This is a genomic window from Nitrobacter sp. (genome assembly GCF_051535235.1).
Lineage (GTDB): Bacteria > Pseudomonadota > Alphaproteobacteria > Rhizobiales > Xanthobacteraceae > Nitrobacter.
This window is the reverse complement of sequence record NZ_JBPPLZ010000005.1, coordinates 159,127-181,167: the sequence shown is the minus strand read 5'-3', so window position 1 is coordinate 181,167 and position 22,041 is coordinate 159,127. Positions and strand designations below refer to the sequence as shown.

Here is a 22,041-nt window from a genome sequence, read left to right as displayed (position 1 = left end):
GACGTTTTTGTGGCGCTCGTGTGGTGGTTCGAAAGTTCGCTGCAGCTTGCGTCCATTCCGGGCACAGAACCGTATCCGCCTGTGGGATTAGGGTTTGTCATTCGCTACCTTACCCTGCAGCAAAACGCTGCAGGCGAATGCCAAATTCGAACTTCACCAGGAACTTTTAATTGCCAGTTGGTCATGGTTCTAAAATTCGCAAAAAGACCTGCCGAAACGGGATGCGAATGTTAGAACCGAACCATTAGTGGCGGAGCTTACGAATGAGAATGCTTCTGGTCGGAGGGATCGCCGTGTTCGCGGCCGGTCTGGTGGCCGCCGCCTTCGGACTCCCTGTCAAGGAGTTCTCCTTCGGCAATACCCTGATCTTGTCGGGGACGATCGCTTCCTGCACCGGCTTGATCATGATCGGCCTTTCGCTTGTTATCCGCGAGGTGCGGAAAGCGGCAGACCGGCTGCATTCCGGAGTGATCGCGGCGGATCGCGGCATTCCCGATCTTCGTGAGTCCATTGCGCCGGGCAGGGGCATCGGGAACAACCCTCCGCCGTGGGATGTGGATCAAGGCCTGCCGAGCGTGGACAGCGATCCGGCAATCACGCCCGCCGTTCAATCGGCGCGCTGGCAAGCGGACATTCCCACCCGCGACCGGATTGCTGCCGCAGCCGCTCCGGAGATCGCTGCGCCGGAGCGTCCGGCATCCTTTGATACGTCGCCACCGTCGAAGCATCGCCGCAACCTCCTGTTCGAGTCGTCGATGAGAAGGGATCGCGAGCGTGCGATGGCGGAACGATCCGATCCGGCCGGCCTGTCTCCGCCAGCGACATTCGCTCCGGATCCCGACGTCTCGCGGGTATCATTCGACGATGCCTGGGCGCGGTCAGAGCGGTCGCGGCTGGAGCCGGGCAGCGCGCCGTCGCCGGCGTCGTCCTCTGGCGCGCGCGCCGATCGCCCGGCTGGCCTTCAGAGCCAGAACATTGCCGCGGTCACGGTGCTGAGGTCCGGCGTTGTCGACGGAATGGCCTATTCGCTCTATTCCGACGGCACGATCGAGGCGCAGATGCCGGAGGGCATGATGCGATTTGCATCGATCGATCAACTGCGCGCGCATCTCGACAACGGGCCCGCCCGGTCATCCCTGAAATAAATTTGGCGCGCCTGCGCGTCGTTCTTGTCACGCCGGCGGCAATCCGCTCATATTTGCCGAGTAAAGGCAGATTCTGATCGTAGGGGCATGCTCCCGGCCCGAAGCCGCGCCAGCGCAAAGTGGAAACCGGCTTCCGGATAAGATCATGCTCAATCGAAAGGATAAGGCATAGTCTGGTTCAACTGCATTGAATCCGACTATGGCCTGAGCGTATCGATGCTGCTTCACGATCCGGAAGATTGAGATCATGAGCGACCTAGCAGGCAAGAGCTTTCTCGACCTCACGGCGGAGATCGTATCGGCCTATGTCAGCAACAACACGACGCCGGCATCGGAAATTCCCGCGCTCATAAGCCAGGTGTATGCCGCGCTGACGCGGGTGTCGTCCGGCCGGGGCGAATCCCCGGCAGAACCGACCAAGCCTGCCGTGCCGGTCAAGAAATCAATGACGGCCGACTATCTGATCTGTCTGGAGGATGGCAAACGCTTCAAATCGCTCAAGCGCCATCTGCGGACGCAGTACAACATGAGCCCCGAGCAGTACCGGGACAAATGGAAACTTCCGGCGGACTATCCCATGGTGGCCCCGAATTATGCGGTCACGCGCTCTCAACTGGCCAAAAACATGGGCCTTGGCCAACAGCGCCGGCGGCGAAAATAGCGTGCGTTCCGGGTACTCTATATTAGGAATAATATCTGAATCGACCCTTCGGCAGCCTTGCTGATGCCCCGTTTTCTTTGAAAAATGTTATCCCCGGGGGTGGAATGGCCCTATAGGATATGTGAATATATTCCTATAGCGGAGGTTCCATGCTTCTGACCCATCTGTCCAGGCAGCCCGCGCTCATCCAGCGGCCGCCCGTTCCGGCAAAGCAGATCTGTCACGGTATCGCGGCGCTGGTGGCCGACGAATTCGGGCTCGATGCCGCAAGCCTCATGTCGCCCACGCGCGGCTCGCCATGCGCCGCATATGCCAGGCAGGTGGCGATGTATCTGGCCCATGTCGGTTTCGCCCTGAGTTTCCAAGCGATCGGACGCGCCTTCGACCGCGACCGTACCACGGTCTCCCACGCATGCCGCGTTGTCGAAGACAGCCGCGACGACGAGAAACAGGACCGCCGTCTCGCATTGCTCGAAACGATATGCGCGGCTCCCGGTGCCCGCCTCGATGGAACGCCCGATGTCGGCCTCTGATCGCGGCGTCGGCAAGTCGACGCGTCGGCCGAAGAGCCGCACGGCCGAAGTCGTCGATCGGTTTCGCGCGCAGCATCTCGCGCTTGCCGAGCGCGAGATCATGACCGACGCAGGCGTTGCGACGGTGATGGCCAACGACAGCGAGAGTCCGCTCGCCTGGCTGGCGCGTCGCAAGGGCCGCGATGGCTGCGCGATGATCAGCCGCGATCAGTTCGCAGCCGGCGAACGGCTGCGCGCGGATTTTACGCGCGGGAATCTGACGCCGCGGGTGACCTCGAACTGGTCGGCGCCAACCGGAGGACGACCGCGCGGGTCCGGAGCAGGCCCTTGCGAGATGACCGATCTGATCGTCGCGTCGCGGCAGCGGGTGCGGTTGGCGATGCAGGCGTGCGGACCGGAATTTTCCGGCCTGCTGATGGATGTCTGCTGCTTTCTGCGCGGGCTCGAAGATGTCGAGCGCGAGCGCGGCTGGCCGCCGCGATCTGCCAAAGTCGTGCTGCAACTGGCGCTGGACAGGCTGGCGCGGCACTACGGCCTGGGGAACGCTGGGCGAGCCGAGGCGAGCGCGCATGTCCGCACATGGCTCGCGAGCGACGCAGCCTTTACCAGCAGGTAAACACGCGCATTGTCGGATCAGACCGCGTCGGCCAGCGCTTCCCGCGCGTCCCGGCGAATGCGCTCGACCATGGCGCGCAGCCCGTTCGAACGTTGCGGCGTGAGATGCTCGCGAAAGCCGAGTTCGTCAAAGACGGCGATCGCGTCGGTATCGAGAATGGCCTGCGGCTTCCGGCCGGAATAAAGCGTCAGCAGGATCGCGACCAGGCCGCGCACGATATGCGCGTCGCTGTCGCCGACATAGGTCAGCACCGGATCGTTGTCGGCGTCGCGGCCGGTCTTGAGGGACAGCCAGACCTGGCTGGTGCAGCCCTGAACCTTGTTGGCGGCGGAATGTTCGGCTTCGCTCATCGGTTGGAGGGTGCGTCCGAGCTCGATGACGTACCGATAGCGGTCGTCCCATTCCTCCAGCAGCTCGAAGTTGTCCCTGATCTCGTCGATCGTCATTCAGGCCCAGGTGTCCATGTATGCGGTGTTGCCCGTGGTTCCATCATTCCGGCATCCGAACAGCACCCGCTGACACGGCGCACGGCATTCGAATGCTGGAATTGAACCGTCAGCCCTATATAAGACGCCCGGCGGGTAAAATCGATACGGGCGCGGCGATCATTGCGGAAATTGTTCCGTGCCTGTGGCGCCCCGAAGATCACTCCATTTCCCGAGCAGGCTAGTTGGCCGTGACGGTGGCTGGGACCACAAGATGCCATTCCGCCTGCAAATCCTCCGGCGTCAGCGTGTCATGCTGCGTTTCCCCGGAGGTTGCTCCTTCGTTCGAGGCCATGGCCCCGATCGAGCCCGTATGGTCGGGCGCGCGCTTGTCGGTGATGATCCGGTACAGCTTTCTCGCGCCATCCTGCGCGCGCTGTCCGATTGCGACCGCGGCCTGGCCGCCGACCTCGCAAGCGGCCGGCTGGCGCGTGCAAAATTGGCTCATGTCGGAGACGGCCGCCGTCGCGGCCGATACGGCCTCGGAGGCTTTGATCTGGGGACCCTTGTTCGCCTCGGGCGCGTTGTCCCTCGGCAGCAGCACGAGCACCAGCCCGAGCCAGAAGGCCATGCGAAGCAGGAAAAACATGTCGCGTCCCTATGTGTCTTTCACCCCGTTGCGTTGAATTCCGCAATCTGTCCCCTTCCGTATCAGGCGGTGCTGAATCGCAGGTGTGTCCCCAGTCTTTACCGCGAAGAAAATCATACGAACGGCGGCGGAATTCGATTCGGCGTAAATTTTCGATTGATGCGCCGTCCACGCACGCTGGAAACCTTGCGTTCACCATTCTCGTCGAATGCCGCCGTCGGCGGCCGGGAAAACGGCATCCGCGCGCGTTGTTTCGTCACGGACCGGACGGCCTTAGCGTTCGCTTAAGTTCACTCTGACACGTTGCGCCAACGAAAATGGAGGCGTTCCGGCGCGTCTGCTACGACGTCGGCCGAAGCGCGAGCGACGTGACCGCATTGACCCTTATCCAGGACTGTCTCGACGCCCTGCTGCATCCGTCGGCGCGATACGATGCGTTGACGCGGGCGCGTCATCGGGCATTCATGGGGCCGCGTCTCCTGGGAAGCCTCGTCGCGTTCGCGGCGTTTCCGGTCTATCTTGCGATCCGCGGTGCGCCGACGGCGCTGGAAGTGCTGGCTTTCGCCTGGCTCGTCGTTCCGATCCTGCTCGCCTATTTCCTGTCGCGGACCGGCCGTTACGAAGACGCGCACGTGCTGTCGTCGATCGCGCTCGCTGGCCTTGTCATGATGATCGCGATTGCGACCGGCGGAATCGGATCGTTCGCGGCGATCTGGCTTGCCCTGATTCCACTGGAAGCGGCGCTGTCCGCTTCCCGCCGCGTTATCGGGTTCGCATCGGCGCTTGCGGTTTCGTGCGCGCTCGCGCTGATCGCGATGAGCTACCTCGGCGTCCTGCCGTCGCTGGACTCCGACGCGACCGCGCACAGCGTCCTGATGGCTTCCGGCATTGCGTCCGCGACGCTTTATGCGGCGGGAATTGCGTTCGGTGCCGAGGCGCTGGCGCGCACCGGAACGTCGCTGCTGAACGTCGAGGAAGGTCGCTATCGCCTGCTGGCGCGCAACATGAGCGACGTGATTTCGCGTCACCGGCGCAACGGCGCCGTGCAGTTCATTTCGCCTGCCGCAGAAGTCCTGCTCGGCGTGCCCGTATCGGAATTGCGGGATCACGGCCTGTTCGAGCGGGTTCATGTGGCCGACCGCCCGGCCTATCTCACCGCGCTCGCGGCGGCCGCGCTCGGCAACGACGCACAAAGCGTCGAATTCAGGCTCAGGCGCGAAACTACGCGAGGTCCGCAGCGAGAGGCGCGCCATCCGGCGGACTTCATATGGGTTGAAATGCGATGCCGTCCGCTCGAGCCGGCCTCCGCCGCAACAATCTCCGATGAACCCGAAGTCGTCGCGGTGATGCGTGATATCACCGAGCGGAAGCATCAGGAGCATGCGCTGGAATTGGCACGAGCCGCGGCCGAACGCGCCGACACCGCCAGGTCGCGGTTTCTCGCAACCGTGAGCCACGAACTGCGAACGCCGCTCAATGCCATCATCGGCTTTTCGGAGATGATGGTTCAGGAGGATGCTCTGCTGATCGATGCGGCGCGGCGCAAGGAGTATGCCCAGCTCATCAACGATTCCGGCCAGCATCTGTTGTCGGTGGTCAACAGCATCCTCGATATGTCGAAAATGGAATCCGGAAACTTCGAGATCGTGCCCGAGCCGTTTGCGCCGCGTGAGATGCTGCTCAACTGCGGTAGTCTGCTTGCGCTCAAGGCGCGCGACAACGGCATCGAACTCGTCACCCGCGTTCCGGAGGATTTGCCGCAGATCACCGGCGATCCGCGCGCGTTCCGGCAGATCGTTCTGAACCTGGTATCGAACGCCATCAAGTTCACCGAGCGCGGCGGCCGGGTCACGGTCTCGGCCCGCGTCGAGGGGGCGCGCATGATGCTGTGCGTGATGGACAACGGCGTCGGCATTGCGCAGGAGGACCTCAAGCGGATCGGCGATCCCTTCTTCCAGGCTGGAAAAACCTACCAGCGGCGTCACGAAGGGACCGGGCTCGGACTGTCGATCGTCAAGAGTCTCGTCGCCTTGCATCGGGGCGAGATCGATGTGCAGAGCAAGGTGGAGGAGGGGACCACGGTGACCGTCACGTTGCCGCTGACGTTCATGTCCGAAGTCGAGCCGTCATCGGACAACATCGCGACGCTGACGCCGTCGCCGCGTCCCGGCAAACAGGATCAAGGTCATCGGGTGAAGAAGAGTGCCTAGAAAAGCTGTCGGAGGAGATTTGATCCGGCCGCGCCGCCGCAGCGTGGCTGCCGGGAGAGGCGAAGCTGACGAGGAACGCGGCTTCGCCATGCGCATTCTGCTGCACAGTCCGAAGGACCTGCTTGCGGGGTCGCTTGCCTTTGCCGCCGTCGGCGTGATCGTCGCCAATGCCATGTTCATGCAGGCCGGTCATCATCCGTCGCCGATGTTCGGATCGAGCGGCGCGACGCCGCTGGCATTGCCGCAGGCCAATCCGCTGCCGCGGCCCCGGCCGGTCGAGGCGGATACGGCCAGCGTACGGCCGGCTGAATCGTCCGAAGCTCCTTCCGCCAGTCCTGCCCAGTCGGCTGCACCGTCGCGTGCGGCATCAGGGCAGGGTGCGCGTTCGCCGGCGCCGGTCGCGGCTGCGCCGCATGGCGATCCCGTTGCCGATCTCATCAACGCGACACGTCGTGTCGCCTCGGTTCAGCGGACCTTGACCGAATACGGCTACGGCCAGTTGAAGCCGACCGGAACGGTCGGGACCGACACCCAGGCCGCGATCCGGAAATTCGAGCAGGCTCGCCGGCTGCCGGTGACCGGACAGATGTCTGACCGCCTGGTGCGAGAACTCGTCGCCATGACCGGACGGCCCATTGATTAAAGCGTGGCTGCTTCGCATTCCGGGGCGTCGTGAAGCGACGACCCGGAATCCAGTAGTCAATAATTCTCGGATAACTGGATTCCCCAGATGCGCAATTGCGCATCTGTGATCGCCGCCGATTGTCCTTCGAAACCTACTGCACTCCGTAACTCGCCACCCGGATTCCTCCGAAAATCCCGAGGCCGGGCGCGAGGAATCCGGTCGGGTTCTGGTAGCGGCGGTCGAAGAGGTTATCGACCCGCGCGAAGAGCTTGATCTGGTCGTTGACGGCGTAGTCGCCGCGCAGGTTCACGAGCGTATAGCCGGGCGCGACAATGCCGGAGGCCGAGCCGTCGCGGGTGACGTCGATCCAGTTGCTGACATGAAGCACCGTCGCCGACAAGGTCAACTGATCGAGGGGGAGCCATGTCCCCGTCACGCTCCACTTGTCCTTGGGCCGGCGCAACAGTTGCAGGCCGGTGGCAGCATCGACGGCGCGGGTGAATGTGTAATCGGCGCGGATGCCGAAACGGCCGGTGATCTGGGCGGAGACGAACGTCTCGGTGCCTTCCGTCGTCGCGCGGTTGACGTTCACCAGTGAGGTGAACGTGTCGTTGTAGTCGATCAGGTTGGTGAGGTCGTTGTGGAAGTAGGTCGAACCGAACCGCACGCGGTCGTTGAACAGAGGCTGCTCGAAACCCGCATCGTAGCCCGTGCTTTCCTCTGGCTTCAGGTTGGGGTTGGCGAAGAAACCGAAGGCCGGATAGTCCTGATATAACTGGCTCAGCGACGGCGCCTTGAATCCGGTGCCGTAGCTCGCCTTCAGTTTCGTCTCCGTGACGGGAAGAATGACCGCCGGCGCGACCCGATAGGTCATATGCTCGCCGAAGCGGTCGTTGGAATCTTCTCGGACATTCGCGACCAGGAAGAACCATTTCGCAAAAGCAGATTGCAGTTCGATGAAGCCGGCCTTGTTGCCGTTCTGGGCCGTCAAGTCGGTGGTCTCGATGCGATCGGTCTGTTGCTCGGCGCCGACGATCAGGTTGTTGTCGCGCGCGATCTCGGCCACGGCGTGCCAGTCCAGCTTGAGGCGTTCGCCAGTGGTGGTTTTTCCAACCGGATCTCCGGGGCCAATGTCGTAGGCTCTGCTGTTGGTATAGTTGACGCCGAAGTAGTTTTTTATGCGTCCGTCGAACAGCGACCATACCGCCTCTTCGCGGTTGAAGAGTTGCTGGACGGCGTGCGTGCTCTGCGCGGCATTGGGGAAACTTGGAAATCCGCTGTCTCCGGTGAACAGCAGTGTCGTGTCGATATAACGAACCACCGAATTGACGGTCAGGTTGTCATTGAGATCGACCCCGAGCTTGGTCGAATAGGTCTTGTTGTCGTAGTTGTTCCCGATCGCCTTCCGCCCCGGCGGCAGAAGCTCCGGCGGAGTCACGGGAATGTCTCCGGCATGGAGATGGGCGACATTGACCGCGTAGTTGAAGTTCTGTTCGGAGCCGCTCAATCCGAGCGTCTGGTTGAAGGTGTTGAACGAGCCCGCCTCAATCGAGGCCGTGGCGCGCGGTGGGCCTTCTCCTTTCCTGGTGATGATGGAGACGACACCGCCGATCGCGTCGGAACCATAGAGTCCGCTCTGCGGGCCGCGGAGGATTTCCATCTGCTGGATGTCGGCTGCAAGAAGATGCGCGTAGTCGAACGCGCCGTTCGCGTTGCCGACATCGCCGATGTCGATTCCGTCGAGGAGCACCTTGGTGTGGTTGGCGTTGGTGCCGCGCATGAAGACCGAGGTCTGGGCGCCTGGTCCGCCGGCTTGTATGACGTTCAAGCCGGGGACCGTATTCAGGATGTCGGGGACGGTGCGGTATTGCTGGGTCTGGATATCCTGCTCGGTGACGATGGTGACGGAGCTTGCCAACTGGGAGGCCGGCGTCACGATTCCCGTCGGGCTCACCACCACCGGAGCTGTCGCGCCGGGCGCGGCGGCGTCGCCGGCCGGAAGTTGCTGAGGAGCAGCACGCGCCGCGCGCCGCGCATGCGATGCTGCGCGGCGGGCAGGCGGCGGCATATCCGCGCTTCTCGCCGGCGGGGGCGCGATCTGGATCGGCGGCAGCAGGTTGGGGGAGGCGGATTGCTGCGCGAAAGTTGGCGCATTCAGGCCGACCGATCCCACGGATGCGAGGAGGGTGGAGGCAAACAGGCTTCTGCGATTAAAAATGACGGCGGACATGAGGAAACCTCGGCAGACGGCGGTGGCACGTCACAGCGAACGAGGTTTCACGAAAGCCCTGCGGCCCGGTGAAGCGGATGTCTGTAGTCCCCGACCGACATCTTCGCGTGTGACCACGGCTGACGGCAGGTCTCCTGGCTCGCGGATCGTGACCTTGCGTCGCCTTCCCGGGACCGAGATTCCCCAGTGGCTTGTGACGCAGATTAGCCGCTTACAGTTGCGGGGGCAGCCGTGGCGTTGGGATGATCCCGCACCACGTTCCCTTTTGATCTCCCAAGGGAGAACCGTCGTCGATCTGTTTGGAGGGGATCAAAGTCGATGTCAATTGACGGCGCGGTTGCGCCGGGGCTTTTCCCGTTGACGTTGCATATCCGCAGCAGGGCGGGAGTTGTCGCCGGCGTGAACAAGCCCGCCTGCTCGGCGGGCTTGTGTCTGTCATGGCCGGGAGTGATGCGCGGTCAGGACTGCGCTTGCGTCAGACCAGTTCGCCCCGCGCCGCGGCGGCGGCGTTGCGGATGGCATCCATGTTGGCCTTGTAGGATTCCATCGTGCCGCCCTTGAAGACCGCCGAGCCGGCCACGAAGGCGTTGGCGCCGGCCGCGCCGAGTTCGCCCGCGACGTCAGGTCCGACCCCGCCGTCCACCTCGATGTCGATCGGCCGCCCGGCGATCATCGAACGCAAATCCCGAATCTTGTCGACCGCCGAGGGAATGAACTTCTGGCCGCCGAAACCGGGGTTGACCGACATCACCAGCACGAGATCGACCATATCAAGCACGTATTCGATGGTGGAGAGCGACGTCGCGGGATTGAGCGTGACACCGGCCTTCTTGCCGAGGTTGCGAATGGCCTGCAGCGAGCGATGCAGATGCGGCCCGGCCTCGACGTGAACCGTGATGTGGTCGCAACCCGCCTTGGCGAAGGCTTCGAGATAGGGATCGCAGGGAGAGATCATCAGGTGGGCGTCGAAGATCTTCTTCGTGTACGGGCGCATCGCCTTGATGACGTCGGGGCCGTAGGAGATGTTCGGCACGAAATGGCCGTCCATCACGTCGAGGTGGATCCAGTCGGCGCCCCCCTGATCGACGGCGCGAACCTCCTCGCCCAGCTTCGAGAAGTCCGAGGCCAGGATCGACGGTGCGATGACGAGAGGACGCGGCGCAAAAGTCTGAGACATGAACGTTTCCGGGAGTTTCTGCGGGGCTTGAGAGAGCCTCGCCTAACATGGGCCGCGCCCGGGGGCAATGCGCGGCATCGACTGATCGGGGCGACGCAGGCGGCGGCAAGTTCTGCCGCGGACGGCATGTTCTGCCCGGTCTCGCCGGGACGTTGCGTGGAAATTCCACATTTATCGGCATTTTCGTGATGGCACGGCATTTGCTCGATTGATGCCGGAACGGGCACGCCACGCGCGAAGCTGTATCAGGAGTTGGGCCATGCTGTTTGCCTTAGGGGCCGTGTCATCGGCGATCGAAGCATTTCAATCGCTGACGTCGTCGGCCTCCGCGAAGGTCAAGACCGGGGTCGGCCAGCCTGCACCGGCATCATTCGATCCCACCAGCAGTGCGGCGAGCCCGACGGGGCCAACGGCTTCGGGCGGCGGGTCGGGAGCCTGCATCTCGCCGGCGACCATGAGCGCCTTGCTTGCTGCCCAGGGGCAGTCGTCGGGCGCGCCAAGCGCCAGCGCCTCCAGCGCGTTGCAGGATCTGTTCTCGCAGATCGATGGCGACGGCGACGGCCGCATCAGCAAATCCGAATTCGAAAGTGCGCTCGGCGCCGGTGGCACCAATCTGGCGCAGGCCGACGACGTGTTCGGCAAGCTGGATACCGATGGCGACGGCTCCGTGAACCTCGATGAGATGTCCTCCGCCCTGAAGGGCGCGGGTGGACACGGACGCGGTCATGGCCATCACCATGTCGCGAGTTCGGATGGCTCCGGCAGCGCGGACGGATCGAGCGGTGCCAGCGGGGCTAGTCCCGATTCACTGCTCTCGGCGATCGACCCGTCGACTTCGACCACCAACAGCGACGGATCGGTCACCACCACGACCACGCTTGCGGATGGAACTCAGGTGACGCTGACGTCGCCGCCGTCCTCGTCGACATCAGGCACCGCATCATCGTCCTACAGCCTCATGCAGCAGGCAATCCAGCGTGAAACCGAGGAGATTTCCGCGGCAGCTACTCAATCGCTCTCGGTCAGCGTCTAGCTGAAGCCGAGCCGGGATAGCTGCGCTGCAGTCGGGAAATCCGGTAACCGTCGCTGTTGCGGCCAATGGTAGCCTTGGGTTCGCCGCATCCGTATCACTGCGCAGCCGCTGCCGATTTTCATGATCCGATAACCATACGCGTCAAGTAATCGTTTCCTCTGCAAAGTATTGCGAGGAGCGTATGTATCTACCACAAGTATTTCTGCTCGCAGGTTGTCTCGGCCTCATCGGCTCCCACGCTTTCGCCGAAGACGACTTCACCGCTTCGTTCCGGTTGCGCGGCGGTTTCGATTCCAACCCGCTGTTTTCGACCGGGCAGGGCAGCGGCAGTGCGTTCGTTGCCGCCGACACGGCATTGGCGGCGGGAACGAAAGCCGACGGCTATACGCTGGGCGTCGCGGCGGAAGCCAGTACGACGCACTACGTCCAGCCACTGTTGACGCCCTCACGCGGCGGCAAGGTGATCCTGCGCGGTTCGATCGGCGACGATGATCTCAAGCTGGATTCCACATCGACCATTGCCGACGCCAGCACCTACAATTTGCGCTCGACCGATCTGATCCAGTCGGTGAGGGCTGAAGCCCGATACCGGTCGATCAAGCTGTTCGCGACCGCGGAAGGAGGCCGCTCGAGCCTGAACCAGACCAATGCGATCTTTCAGGATTTTCTTCCCGATCCGCAACAGTATCTGCGTGGCACGCTGATCCCCGGCGTCAGTCTCGTCAGTGGCAAGTCCGAACTCGGTGCGTCCGTGAACCTGTCGGTGCGGCACTATCTGCAGGAATTCGACGTGTTTGGCTATCGTCGCAATAACGAGAGGGTGCAGCCGTTTCTGTTTGCGAAATATCGAGGCGATGCCGTGAGCGCGTTTGTCTCGGTCTCGCGGTTATACGGAAGGTGGCACGATCCGGATTTCACCAACGTCGATCGCACGCTGTTCGATGCAAGTTTGGCCTGGCGCGCAGCGCCTTTTCAAATCGATCTGACCGCGTGGCGTCGCGCTGGCGAAACCACGTTCCCGATCTCGCCGATTACCATCGATACCGCATACTCGGCGAAGGTTTCGTGGACCGTGGAACCGAAGGTGACGCTGGCGGCTTCGGTCGGTTATGCGGCGTCCGACTATCTGGACTCGCCGTTCCATGCGCGCACGCTGACCTGCGGCCTTGGCGCGTCCCGCGACATTGACGACGACCTGACGCTCGGCATCGATGTCGCCTATGCGAAGGGCTCGCTGATCTCGGGCGACGACGTGAACGGGCTTGTGGTCACGTCGTCGATCACGAAGCGCTTTTCCGCGAGGCCGCCGGTGTTGGACAAAGGCTCGGGCGCGTAACCGCGGGAGCGGACGAGGTTGCCCCCGCCCGCTCCCATCGATGTTCAGTGGCAGCCGCATCCGCCGCCGAGCAGCCCGCCCAGCACATTGCTGCGGCCGAGCACCGCGCCGAGTACGCCGCTCTTGCCGGTGGTGACCGCGGTGTTGACGACCAGCGCGCCGCGCCCGTCGAGCAGGCCGACCACGCCGCCGCGGCCGGTCAGCACGTTCGCTCCGATGCCGATGCCCTGGCCCTTGGCGAAAGCTGGCGCAGCCATGAGGGTGCTGGCGACCGCGGCGAGAACGAGAATCTTCTTCATGACGTTTCTCCACTGTTGACATGCGCGACAGCGCGCACCGGGAGAGCATCGGCCGGTCACAGCGTCGTCTCAAGCTATACTGTAAACTAACCTTAAATTAAGCATGAATATCAAGTATATATACGTATTATACTTTAAATTGATACCGCATTACATCAGCAAAAATCCTGCATCCCGTGCAACCGCGTCCGGCGCGCTCAGTAGGTAGGTGCATTGAAAAATTCTTATCGTTCAAACTGATCCTTCCATGCCGGCAGCGCGTCCTTGAACGGCAGCGCAGTGGCCTCGTAGACGCCGCGTGCGATCGCGCGGGCCACGGTGTTGGCTGCGACCATGCCGAGTTCAGTCAATCCAATGAACGGTTCGATCGGCTTCGCTCCGGTAGCAGCAGCAAAGACGACATCGCCGTCGAGCGGGGCGTGCACCGGATAGATCGCCCGCGCGAATCCGGTCTGCGCGATGATCGCGAGCCGTCGTGCCTGCGGTTTGGTGAGTTCGGCGTCGGTGACGACGACCGCCAGCGTGGTGTTTTCGCTTCCGGTTGCCGCAGGGCCGCCCTTCAATCGCATGGTCAGCATGTCCGGCGTGAACGACGGCGGCAGTCCGCGCCCGCCATATTCTCCGCCGGATTCAAATGGCGCGGCCCAGAACCAGGGGCCGTCGCCGACCGTGACGCTGCCGACCGCATTGACCACCGCCAGCGCCGCCACCTGCACGCCGCCTGGCGTAGTAGCCGAAGCCGACCCGAGGCCGCCCTTCAAGTTGGCCGTGGTGGCGCCGAGTCCGGCACCGATGCTGCCGAGCGCGAAGTCGTCTGCCGCCGCCGCGGCGGCGGCGTAGCCGAGATCGCGGTAGGGCGCAAAACGGCCCCATTGCTTGTCGCCGCCGTTCAAAAGATCAAAGCACACCGCGCCGGGCACGATGGGGACGACGGCGTCGCGGATCACGAAGCCCCGCCCGCGTTCGGCGAGCCAGGCTTGAACGCCGCCGCCGGCCTCGATCCCGAAAGCGGAGCCACCTGACAGCACCAGGGCGTCGACCCGTTCCACGGTGTTGACGGGATCGAGCAGGGTGCTGTCGCGCGTGCCCGGCCCGCCGCCGCGCACGTCCATCGCCGCGACGGCTGGAGAATCGAACAGGATCGCCGTGACGCCGGAGGCGAGCGCTGCATCGTCGGCGTGGCCGACACGGACGCCGGGAATGTCGGTGAGCAGGTTCTTCATGGTTCGGCCTCTTAAGGGCTAGAGTCTGGTTCAACTGCGTTGAATCAGACTCGTCGGTTATCTTTTTGTTTGAGCATGATCTTTTCGGAAAACCGGTTTCCACTTTTCGGAATCATGCTCTAGCGTCCCGAATCTGAGGTGCGTCTCCCCGAGTGGCGCGGGCCTAGCGAACTCCGGATTCGAAAGGACACCAGCAAACCAATGATTCTAGGGTGGTTTAAGTTCGGAATTCGTTTGAAGGACTTGCAGAGAGTTTGAAGGACTTGCAGAGAAATGAAACGAAAATCTGAACTCCCACACCAGGCCGCTGGGGACCTGCTGGCCAGATGACGCATGTGCGCAGCCGGGTCAACCGATCACGGTTCGATCACAAACGCAGTCGGAAGGAAGCGAAGCTCTTGCGTCAGGACGGCATCGCAGGGCAAGTAGCCTCATGATTCACGACGTTTCAATTCCCGCCGCGCTGGTCGCGGGCCTTGTCAGTTTCCTGTCACCCTGCGTCCTGCCGCTGGTCCCTCCCTATCTGATCTATCTCACCGGCGCGACCATCGAACATGTCTCCAACGACGAGACGGCCAAGGCTTCGAAGCGGGCCGTGATGCTGGCCGCTTTGACGTTCGTGCTGGGATTTTCGACGGTTTTCGTCGCGCTCGGCGCCAGCGCCAGCTTCATCGGCAGCCTCATCCGGGCCTGGTCGGCGCAACTGTCGATCGTCGCCGGCATCGTCATCATCGTGATGGGACTGCACTTCCTGGGACTGACGCGGATCGGATTTTTGATGCGCGAAGGACGGCTCACCGCGCCGAAGCCGATTGGCCTGTGGGGCGCCTATGTGATGGGGCTCGCCTTCGCATTCGGCTGGACGCCGTGCATCGGGCCGATCCTTGCGGCGATCCTGTCGGTCGCGGCGGCGGAGGCCACGGTCGTGAAGGGAGCCGGGCTGCTCGCGGTCTATTCGGCGGGACTCGGCATTCCGTTCCTGCTGGCGGCGTTCATGATCGAACGGTTCACTTCGCTGTTCAATCGCATGAAACGCCATCTCACCGCCATCGAGCGGGGGATCGGCGTGCTGATGGTGCTGACGGGCATCGCGTTTCTCACCGGCTCGATCTCGAACGTCAGCATCTGGCTGCTGGAGACTTTTCCGGCGCTGCAGAATTTCGGGTGAGGTTCTCAAAAGCCCTCGCCGTCATTGCCGAAGCCGCGCCAGCGCTCGTCGGGAATCCATACCTCCTGCGCGAGAAAGATTGAAAGGCAAGTGGTTTTGGATTCAGGCTTCGGCGCTCCGCGCCGCTTCCGGAATACGGCCGGGGAATCCCATCAGGCTAGAGCCTTTCCGGTTCTGATGGAATCAGAAGCGGGGCTCTTATATTTTTTGATCCGACGCGTTTTCTTTACGCGAACCGGTAAGCCACTTCGCTTGAAAACGCTTTTGGCTTGCGCGATCAGAGCCTGCGTTTGACAAACAAACGCCCCGGCGAACCGGGGCGTTGAATGTCTCGGTAATTAATAAAGGAATATTATTTCAGGTGCCCTTGCCGGGGTCGAGTTCGGCGTAATTGCCCTTGTCGTCCCATTTGTAGACGACGTAGTCGATCTGCTTGATGTCACCCTTGGCATCGAATTCCAGCTTGCCGAGGACAGTGTCCCACGCGCCCGCCTTGAGAACCTTCATGACCTTCATCGGATCTGTCGTGCCGGCTTTGGCGGCGGCCTGTGCCCACACCTGCATCGCCGCATAGGTGTAGAGGGTGTAGCCCTCGGGATCGACGCCCTTGGCCTTGAATCGATCGACGATCGCCTTGGCTGTCGCCTTCTTGCGCGGATCGGGGCCGAAGGTGAATAGCGTGCCCGCGGCGGCCGGGCCGGTGATCGAGGCAAATTCCCTGTCGGCCAGCGCGTCGCCCGCCATCAGAACGGTTTTCATGCCCTGATCGCGCATCTGGCGCACCATCAGCCCGGCCTCCTGATGATAACCGCCGACGAACACGAGGTCGATATTGTCGCGCTTCATGCGCGAGACGATCGCGCTGAAATCCTTGTCGCCCTTGTTGTAGGACTCGAACATCTTCTCCTGGAAGCCGGCCTTGTTGAGCGCCTTCTTGGTTTCGTCAGCGAGGCCTTTGCCGTAGGTCGTCTTGTCGTTGAGAATGGCGACGTTCTTGCCCTTGTAATTTTTGAGAATGTACTCGGCGGAGACTAGGCCCTGCTGATCGTCGCGGCCGCAGACCCGGGCGACGTTCCAAAGCTTGCGCTCGGTGAACAGCGGATTGGTCGAAGCGGGCGTGATCTGCAGCACGTTGCCGTCGGCATAGGCTTCCGAGGCCGGGATGGACGAGGACGAACAGTAATGCCCCGCGACGAATGGAATGCCCTGGCTCGCGATCTTCTCCGCGACAGAGCGTGCCTGCTTCGGATCGCAGGCGTCGTCGCCGACGAACAGAACGAGCTTTTTGCCAAGCACGCCGCCGGCCTCGTTCAGGTCGGCCACCGCTTGATCGGCGCCGTTCTTGAGCTGGCGGCCGAACGCGGATTCGCCGCCTGTCATCGGGCCGGCCACTGCGATTGTGATGTCCTGCGCGAACGCGGCCGTCGACAGAGCGAGCGACGCTCCCAGGGCCAGGCCGATGAGCTTCAAGGATGTCATACGTGGTCCTCGCGATGATGTTACGGAGGGTCCGGCGCGGTGCGAACCAACACCATTGTCGGCTGAATCGGCGGCGAAGTCATCGGCAATTTGAGGTTGCGCGACATCCGGCCGCCGCATTCGAACGGAGTTTTGCTATGTTGCCGGACGAATGCGACCATCCGCCGGTGATCCGAGCAAGCCCTAGTGTCCCGATTCCGAAGTTCGCTTGACGGACTTGCCGGGAGGACTTGCCGGGAAAATGAAGCGAACTTCTGAACCACCACACTAGATCTTCCGGCCGCCCTCCAGATAGGCCGCGCGAATTTCCGGCTGCGCCAGCAGTTCAGCGCCGGTTCCGCTGAGCGTGATGAGGCCGTTGACCATGACGTAGCCGCGATGCGCCAGCCGCAGCGCATGGTTGGCGTTCTGCTCGACCACCAGAACGGTCAGGTTGTCCTCGCGATTGAGCCTGCGGATCGCATCAAAAATCTGGCGGGCGATCAGAGGCGCAAGGCCGAGCGACGGCTCGTCCAGCATCAGCAGTCGCGGACGGCTCATCAGCGCACGGCCGATGGCCAGCATCTGCTGCTCGCCGCCGGACAGCGTGCCGCCGCGCTGGGTCAGGCGTTCCTTGAGGCGCGGAAACAGCGTCAGCACGCGATCGAGGCTCGCCGCGCGGTCGCTTTCGCCCGACTCGGTTGCGTCGGCGCCCATCTGCAGATTTTCGGCGACGCTCATGCGTGGGAAAATCCGCCGTCCTTCGGGCGACTGTGCGATGCGCATGCGCGCGATCTCGTGGGTCGCCATGCCGGTGATGTCGCGGCCGTCGAATTCGATGCTGCCCGCCTTGGCGCGGGGGCGGCCGAATATCGTCATCATCAGCGTCGATTTGCCGGCGCCATTGGCGCCGATCAGCGCCACGATCTCGCCCGGACTGATGACGAGGTCCACGCCTTTCAGCGCCTCGATCTTTCCGTAGGCCGCGCGGAGCCCGCGAATGACGAGAAGTGGCTGGCTCATCACACGGCCTCCGCGCCGCGGACGCAAAGCAATGCGAAGCGTTGCTTTGCTGAGCCGTGGCGGCGCGCAGGGTTCGTGAATGTCTTGATTCCGCAAAGCAGCGCCGAAGCGCCACATCGCGCCCGGATACCTGTGCGCGAGGCCATCATGCGTCGTCCTCCATGACGGCGGCGGCGGTGTCCTCGTCGGTGCCGAGATAAGCCGCGATCACCTTGGGATCGTCTCGGATGGCGCGCGGCGCGCCGTCGGCGATCTTGACGCCGTAATCCAGAACCACGATGTGGTCGGAAATCTCCATCACCACCGACATGTCGTGCTCGATCAGCAGGATCGAGGTGCCATGGTCGTCGCGGATCGCCAGCAGGAGTTCGTTGAGCGCCGCGCTTTCCCGTGCGTTGAGGCCCGCGGCGGGCTCGTCGAGGCAGAGCAGTACCGGCTCGGTGCACATCGCGCGCGCGATTTCAAGGCGGCGCTGGTCGCCATAGGGCAGGTTTCCGGCGGCGTCATCGGCGCGTTGAAGCAGGCCGATGCGATCGAGCCAGGATCGCGCCCGATCGATCGCGTCGCGCTCTGCGGTGCGCCAGGAGGGAAGGCCGAGCAGGCCGAGCAGCGTGAAACCCGATGCGCGCATCAGCGTGTTGTGCTGCGCGACCATCAGGTTCTCGAGCGCCGTCATTCCCGGAAACAGGCGGATGTTCTGGAAGGTGCGCGCAACTTTCGCCAGCTTGGAGATACGGAAGTCATTCAGCCGCTCGAGGCGCAGGACGCCGCCACCGGCCTGCGCCAGCCGTATCGAACCGCCGCTCGGTTTGTAGAAGCCGGTGATGCAGTTGAAGACGGTGGTCTTGCCCGCGCCGTTCGGCCCGATCAGCGCGGTGATCCTGTTTCGCTGCGCGGCGAAAGACAGGTCGTTGACCGCGACGATGCCGCCGAAGCGCATCGACAGGTGCTCGACGGCGAGGATGTCGTCGCCGCCGATCATCCGTGGCCTTCCTTGACGAGGTCGGAGGAGATCGCCCGGTTGTGCTCAAGAAAAACGGTTGGCGACCGGTGCCCGATCAGGCCGCGCGGACGCCAGATCATCAGGAGCACCATCACGGCCCCGAACACCAGCATACGGTACTGGTCGAAGCCGCGGAACAGTTCGAAGCCGCCGATCATGGCCAGCGCTGCGAGCGCGACGCCGAGCTGCGAGCCCATGCCGCCGAGCACGACGATGGCGAGAACCAGCGCCGATTCCTGGAAGGTGAAGGATTCCGGGCTGATGAAGCCCTGACGGGTCGCGAAGAACGCGCCGGCGAAACCACCGAACATGGCGCCGGTGGCGAATGCCGTCAATTTCGTCGTCGTGGTATTGATGCCGAGCGCGCGGCAGGCGACCTCGTCCTCGCGCAACGCTTCCCAGGCGCGCCCGATGGGAAGGCGGCGCAGGCGGATCGTCACCCAGTTCGTCAGCAGCGCCAGCGCAAGAATGATATAGAACAGGAACACGATGCGGTGCGTCGGCGAGAATGGAATCCCGAGTTTTGCGGCAAGGCCGCTGTCGCCCGGCGTCAGCGGAATGCCGAAGAACGTCGGACGCGGAATGCCGCTGATGCCGTTAGGGCCGCCGGTCAGACTCTGCCAGTTGATGATGACGAGGCGGATAATCTCGCCGAACGCGAGCGTGACGATGGCCAGATAGTCGCCGCGCAGCCGTAACACGGGAAAGCCGAGCATCACGCCCCAGCACGCCGCCAGCAGCCCGGAGATCGGCAACAGCACCCAGAATGCCCACGGGCCGAGCTGCAGGAAATCGATGGAGATATAGGGATAGCTGTCGGTAATCTGCGGAAACGGCAGGCCGCTTTGCGCGAGCAGCGCGAAGGAATAGGCGCCCACCGCGTAGAAGGCCACATAGCCGAGGTCGAGCAGACCGGCGAGACCGACCACCACGTTCAGGCCCCATCCCAGCATCACGTAGGTCAGCACGAGGATCGCAAGGTCGAGAATGTAGCGATTGTCGTAGAAGATCACCGGAACGAGAAGCGTAAAGATCAGGAGCGCCGGTCCGAGCAGCCGGCCCGCGATGCGGAGACCGGCCTGAAGCGGCGGCGGAATACTGCGCGCAGGGTCTGCCGGCCCCCACCACAGTCGAAACAGTTCGACCAAGATGCTGCCGGCGAACACGACACCGACCATCATGGCGAGTTCGGCGAAGCGCGTTTCGTAAGTCAGTTGCCCGGTTTCGCCGGGAAAGGTGCGGATGCCGACCATCAGGGAAAACAGGATCAGCGCCACGAAAGCGCTGATGACGGATTTCTTCAAAATAAAAACAATGGCCGGTTCGCGCGCCATGGTCGGTTGTCTCGAAGCTGGCGCTGCCACGTCGGGTCCGTCAGACTTTTTCGACTTCGGGCCGGCCGAGCAGGCCGGTCGGCATGAAGATCAGCACGACGATGAGGATCGAGAAGGCGGCGACGTCCTTGTACTCGACCGAGAAATAGGCCGACCAGAATGTCTCGATCAATCCGATCGCGAGACCGCCGAGCATCGCGCCCGGCAGCGAGCCGATTCCGCCGAGCACCGCCGCCGTGAATGCCTTGATGCCGGCGACGAAGCCCATGTAGAAATCGACGAGGCCGTAATAGAGCAGGTACATGATGCCTGCGACGGCAGCGAGCGCCGCCCCGATTACGAAGGTCATCGAGATGGTGCGGTCGACGTCGACGCCGAGCAGCGCCGCCATGGTCTGATCCTGCTCGCAGGCGCGCATGTCGCGGCCGAGCCGGGTGCGCGACACCACCCAGGTGAAGATCGCGAGCAGCACGACTGTCGTGAGCACGACGGCGATCTGCACGTTGGACAGCCGCACGGTGAAATCGCCCTGTTCGTACAGGCTGTGACCGCCGGTAATGAGCGGCGGTATCGGCTTGACCTGCGCGCCCTGCGTCACTTGCGAAAAATTCGACAGCACGAACGACATGCCGATCGCCGACAGCATCGGCGCGAGGCGGAACGAGTGCCGCAGCGGCCTGTAGGCGATGCGCTCGACGGCCCAGCCGTAGACGGCGGTGACCGCCATCGAGACCAGCAGCACAATGAGCAGGATCAGCGGCACGGCGGAGAGGCCCATCGATACCAGGATCAGGAAGGTGATGAGCGCGATGAAGCCGCCGATCATGAAGATGTCGCCGTGAGCGAAATTGATCATGCCGACGATGCCGTAGACCATCGTGTAGCCGATCGCGATCAGGCCGTAGATCGAGCCGAGCACGAGGCCGTTGATCAGTTGCTGGGCGAAATAATCCATGCGCTGCCGTTGCGTGTCCCCGAACGCGGCCAGATCAGACGCGGGCGATGGAGGCCCGGCAGCCCGACCGGCGCGTCTTGAATCAATGTCTAACAGTGGCAACGGGGTGCGGCAACCGCAGGGGCGATATCCCGGCGTCCGGCGTCTTCCTCTTGCACCCTGCAAGTTCCGGGCGGCAGGAGGGCGGTCCGCAAAAACAGGGTCGATCAGCCTCAACCGGAAGTTCCCGAGGCTCTCAAAACTCCCCCAACGGAGGCGGCGCTTCCCGCATGTTGTCCACAGGTCCGACCGGCCGATTAAGGTAAATAAAGGGTTTCAATTGTCCGCCCGAGTTTACGGGCGTTACCTCGCCAAGGCCGCGCCAGATAACGGCGGCCATACAGAAGCGGGATGGCGGCATGGCGACGAATTCCTGGCGGATCAGCACGGTCAACGGTGCATTGCTGGCGCTCTATTTCATTCCGGCATGGACCGTGGTGGCGTTCAACATCGTGGTATCGCCGGTACAGGGGCTCTATGCCCTTCCGAACGTCTCGGTGGCGCTCTTTCTCAGCGACCATATGAATTTCGCGACGGTCAGCATGGTGCGGATGGCCTGGCTTCTCGCGCTTGGCAAGATCACCGTGGTCGCGTTCTTCGCGGTGTTCCTGCTGATGACGATGCGGGCCTCGGTCCGGAAATCCGGCGGCTGCGACGAGGCGCTGGCGCTGGCGCTCGGTATCGGCAGCCTCATCACATTCGGCAGCATGGTGATGGCGTCACGGGTCGGCGAGATGGCGGCGCTGCGCCTGCACGCGACCGAACTGCTGTTGCTGGTCGGCGGTGCGATCCTGATGGCGATCGAGCCGCCGTTCCAGCGCGCTTCGGCGCCGATGCGGCCATGGCCGCCGCAGCCGGAAATCCGCCCTTTAGGCAATCCCGGTTCCTGAGCGGTCGCG

The 22,041-nt window shown here is 63.1% G+C and carries 21 protein-coding genes and 1 riboswitch; of the genes, 10 read left to right on the top strand and 11 right to left on the bottom strand.

Features of this window, described 5'->3' with window-relative positions:
- Positions 1 to 263 precede the first annotated feature (263 nt).
- The 4 genes from ACS3WA_RS09300 (at position 264) to ACS3WA_RS09285 (ending at position 2,955) form a co-directional block, all read left to right on the top strand.
- Positions 264 to 1,145 (top strand): hypothetical protein, encoded by an 882-nt coding sequence (locus ACS3WA_RS09300; RefSeq protein WP_438278246.1) that lies wholly within the window; start codon positions 264 to 266, stop codon positions 1,143 to 1,145.
- A 247-nt stretch (positions 1,146 to 1,392) separates the two neighbouring features.
- Positions 1,393 to 1,806: a MucR family transcriptional regulator gene (locus ACS3WA_RS09295; RefSeq protein WP_438278245.1), complete on the top strand. Its 414-nt coding sequence runs from the start codon at positions 1,393 to 1,395 to the stop codon at positions 1,804 to 1,806.
- Between the two features lie 149 nt (positions 1,807 to 1,955).
- Positions 1,956 to 2,339: a helix-turn-helix domain-containing protein gene (locus ACS3WA_RS09290; protein WP_438278244.1), complete on the top strand. Its 384-nt coding sequence runs from the start codon at positions 1,956 to 1,958 to the stop codon at positions 2,337 to 2,339.
- Positions 2,326 to 2,955 (top strand): DUF6456 domain-containing protein, encoded by a 630-nt coding sequence (locus ACS3WA_RS09285; protein WP_438278243.1) that lies wholly within the window; start codon positions 2,326 to 2,328, stop codon positions 2,953 to 2,955. Before ACS3WA_RS09290 ends, ACS3WA_RS09285 begins: the two co-directional genes overlap by 14 nt.
- 17 nt (positions 2,956 to 2,972) lie before the next feature.
- On the opposite strand, the gene ACS3WA_RS09280 is transcribed toward ACS3WA_RS09285, so the two are convergent.
- Positions 2,973 to 3,401: a SufE family protein gene (locus ACS3WA_RS09280; RefSeq protein ID WP_438278242.1), complete on the bottom strand. Its 429-nt coding sequence runs from the start codon at positions 3,399 to 3,401 to the stop codon at positions 2,973 to 2,975.
- 220 nt (positions 3,402 to 3,621) lie between these two features.
- Entirely contained in the window at positions 3,622 to 4,029 is a 408-nt protein-coding gene (locus ACS3WA_RS09275; protein ID WP_438278241.1) for a DUF5330 domain-containing protein, read from the bottom strand.
- A gap of 317 nt (positions 4,030 to 4,346) precedes the next feature.
- Here ACS3WA_RS09275 and ACS3WA_RS09270 point away from each other — a divergent pair, with 317 nt between their 5' ends.
- Together ACS3WA_RS09270 and ACS3WA_RS09265 are read left to right on the top strand one after the other, a co-directional pair.
- Positions 4,347 to 6,239: an ATP-binding protein gene (locus ACS3WA_RS09270; RefSeq protein ID WP_438278240.1), complete on the top strand. Its 1,893-nt coding sequence runs from the start codon at positions 4,347 to 4,349 to the stop codon at positions 6,237 to 6,239.
- Complete coding sequence (locus tag ACS3WA_RS09265) at positions 6,232 to 6,882, top strand: peptidoglycan-binding protein (RefSeq protein ID WP_438278239.1); 651 nt, start codon at positions 6,232 to 6,234, stop codon at positions 6,880 to 6,882. The genes ACS3WA_RS09270 and ACS3WA_RS09265 overlap by 8 nt, the downstream gene beginning before the upstream one ends.
- 133 nt (positions 6,883 to 7,015) lie before the next feature.
- Here ACS3WA_RS09265 and ACS3WA_RS09260 read toward each other — a convergent pair whose 3' ends face one another.
- On the bottom strand, positions 7,016 to 9,094 hold the full coding sequence (locus ACS3WA_RS09260; protein ID WP_438278238.1) for a TonB-dependent receptor plug domain-containing protein: 2,079 nt from the start codon (positions 9,092 to 9,094) through the stop codon (positions 7,016 to 7,018).
- A gap of 107 nt (positions 9,095 to 9,201) precedes the next feature.
- Positions 9,202 to 9,398, bottom strand: a riboswitch (cobalamin riboswitch).
- A gap of 171 nt (positions 9,399 to 9,569) precedes the next feature.
- Complete coding sequence (rpe, locus tag ACS3WA_RS09255) at positions 9,570 to 10,271, bottom strand: ribulose-phosphate 3-epimerase (RefSeq protein ID WP_438278237.1); 702 nt, start codon at positions 10,269 to 10,271, stop codon at positions 9,570 to 9,572.
- A gap of 259 nt (positions 10,272 to 10,530) precedes the next feature.
- Here rpe and ACS3WA_RS09250 point away from each other — a divergent pair, with 259 nt between their 5' ends.
- Positions 10,531 to 11,304, top strand: coding sequence for an EF-hand domain-containing protein (locus ACS3WA_RS09250; RefSeq protein WP_438278236.1), 774 nt, complete (start codon positions 10,531 to 10,533; stop codon positions 11,302 to 11,304).
- Positions 11,305 to 11,485: 181 nt separating this feature from the next.
- Positions 11,486 to 12,640: an outer membrane beta-barrel protein gene (locus ACS3WA_RS09245; protein ID WP_438278235.1), complete on the top strand. Its 1,155-nt coding sequence runs from the start codon at positions 11,486 to 11,488 to the stop codon at positions 12,638 to 12,640.
- 44 nt (positions 12,641 to 12,684) lie between these two features.
- On the opposite strand, the gene ACS3WA_RS09240 is transcribed toward ACS3WA_RS09245, so the two are convergent.
- A complete protein-coding gene (locus tag ACS3WA_RS09240; RefSeq protein ID WP_438278234.1) occupies positions 12,685 to 12,939 on the bottom strand; it encodes a hypothetical protein in 255 nt (84 codons plus the stop codon).
- Positions 12,940 to 13,163: 224 nt separating this feature from the next.
- On the bottom strand, positions 13,164 to 14,162 hold the full coding sequence (locus ACS3WA_RS09235) for a P1 family peptidase (RefSeq protein ID WP_438278233.1): 999 nt from the start codon (positions 14,160 to 14,162) through the stop codon (positions 13,164 to 13,166).
- 433 nt (positions 14,163 to 14,595) lie between these two features.
- Here ACS3WA_RS09235 and ACS3WA_RS09230 point away from each other — a divergent pair, with 433 nt between their 5' ends.
- The gene (locus ACS3WA_RS09230; protein ID WP_438278232.1) at positions 14,596 to 15,330 is read left to right on the top strand and encodes a cytochrome c biogenesis CcdA family protein; all 735 of its coding nucleotides are present in this window, start codon (positions 14,596 to 14,598) and stop codon (positions 15,328 to 15,330) included.
- Between the two features lie 357 nt (positions 15,331 to 15,687).
- Here ACS3WA_RS09230 and ACS3WA_RS09225 read toward each other — a convergent pair whose 3' ends face one another.
- The 5 genes from ACS3WA_RS09225 to ACS3WA_RS09205 form a co-directional block, all read right to left on the bottom strand.
- Positions 15,688 to 16,809 (bottom strand): branched-chain amino acid ABC transporter substrate-binding protein, encoded by a 1,122-nt coding sequence (locus tag ACS3WA_RS09225; RefSeq protein WP_438278231.1) that lies wholly within the window; start codon positions 16,807 to 16,809, stop codon positions 15,688 to 15,690.
- A 267-nt stretch (positions 16,810 to 17,076) separates the two neighbouring features.
- Positions 17,077 to 17,811 carry an ABC transporter ATP-binding protein gene (locus ACS3WA_RS09220; RefSeq protein ID WP_438278230.1) on the bottom strand — a complete coding sequence of 245 codons (735 nt, stop codon included), beginning with the start codon at positions 17,809 to 17,811 and terminating at the stop codon, positions 17,077 to 17,079.
- 145 nt (positions 17,812 to 17,956) lie between these two features.
- Positions 17,957 to 18,790, bottom strand: a complete 834-nt coding sequence (locus ACS3WA_RS09215) for an ABC transporter ATP-binding protein (protein WP_438278301.1) — start codon at positions 18,788 to 18,790, stop codon at positions 17,957 to 17,959.
- Entirely contained in the window at positions 18,790 to 20,148 is a 1,359-nt protein-coding gene (livM, locus tag ACS3WA_RS09210) for a high-affinity branched-chain amino acid ABC transporter permease LivM (protein ID WP_438278229.1), read from the bottom strand. Before livM ends, ACS3WA_RS09215 begins: the two co-directional genes overlap by 1 nt.
- A gap of 40 nt (positions 20,149 to 20,188) precedes the next feature.
- A complete protein-coding gene (locus ACS3WA_RS09205) occupies positions 20,189 to 21,103 on the bottom strand; it encodes an ABC transporter permease subunit (RefSeq protein WP_438278228.1) in 915 nt (304 codons plus the stop codon).
- Between the two features lie 398 nt (positions 21,104 to 21,501).
- On the opposite strand from ACS3WA_RS09205, the gene ACS3WA_RS09200 reads away from it, so the two are divergent.
- Positions 21,502 to 22,032, top strand: coding sequence for a hypothetical protein (locus ACS3WA_RS09200; RefSeq protein ID WP_438278227.1), 531 nt, complete (start codon positions 21,502 to 21,504; stop codon positions 22,030 to 22,032).
- Positions 22,033 to 22,041: the final 9 nt, after the last annotated feature.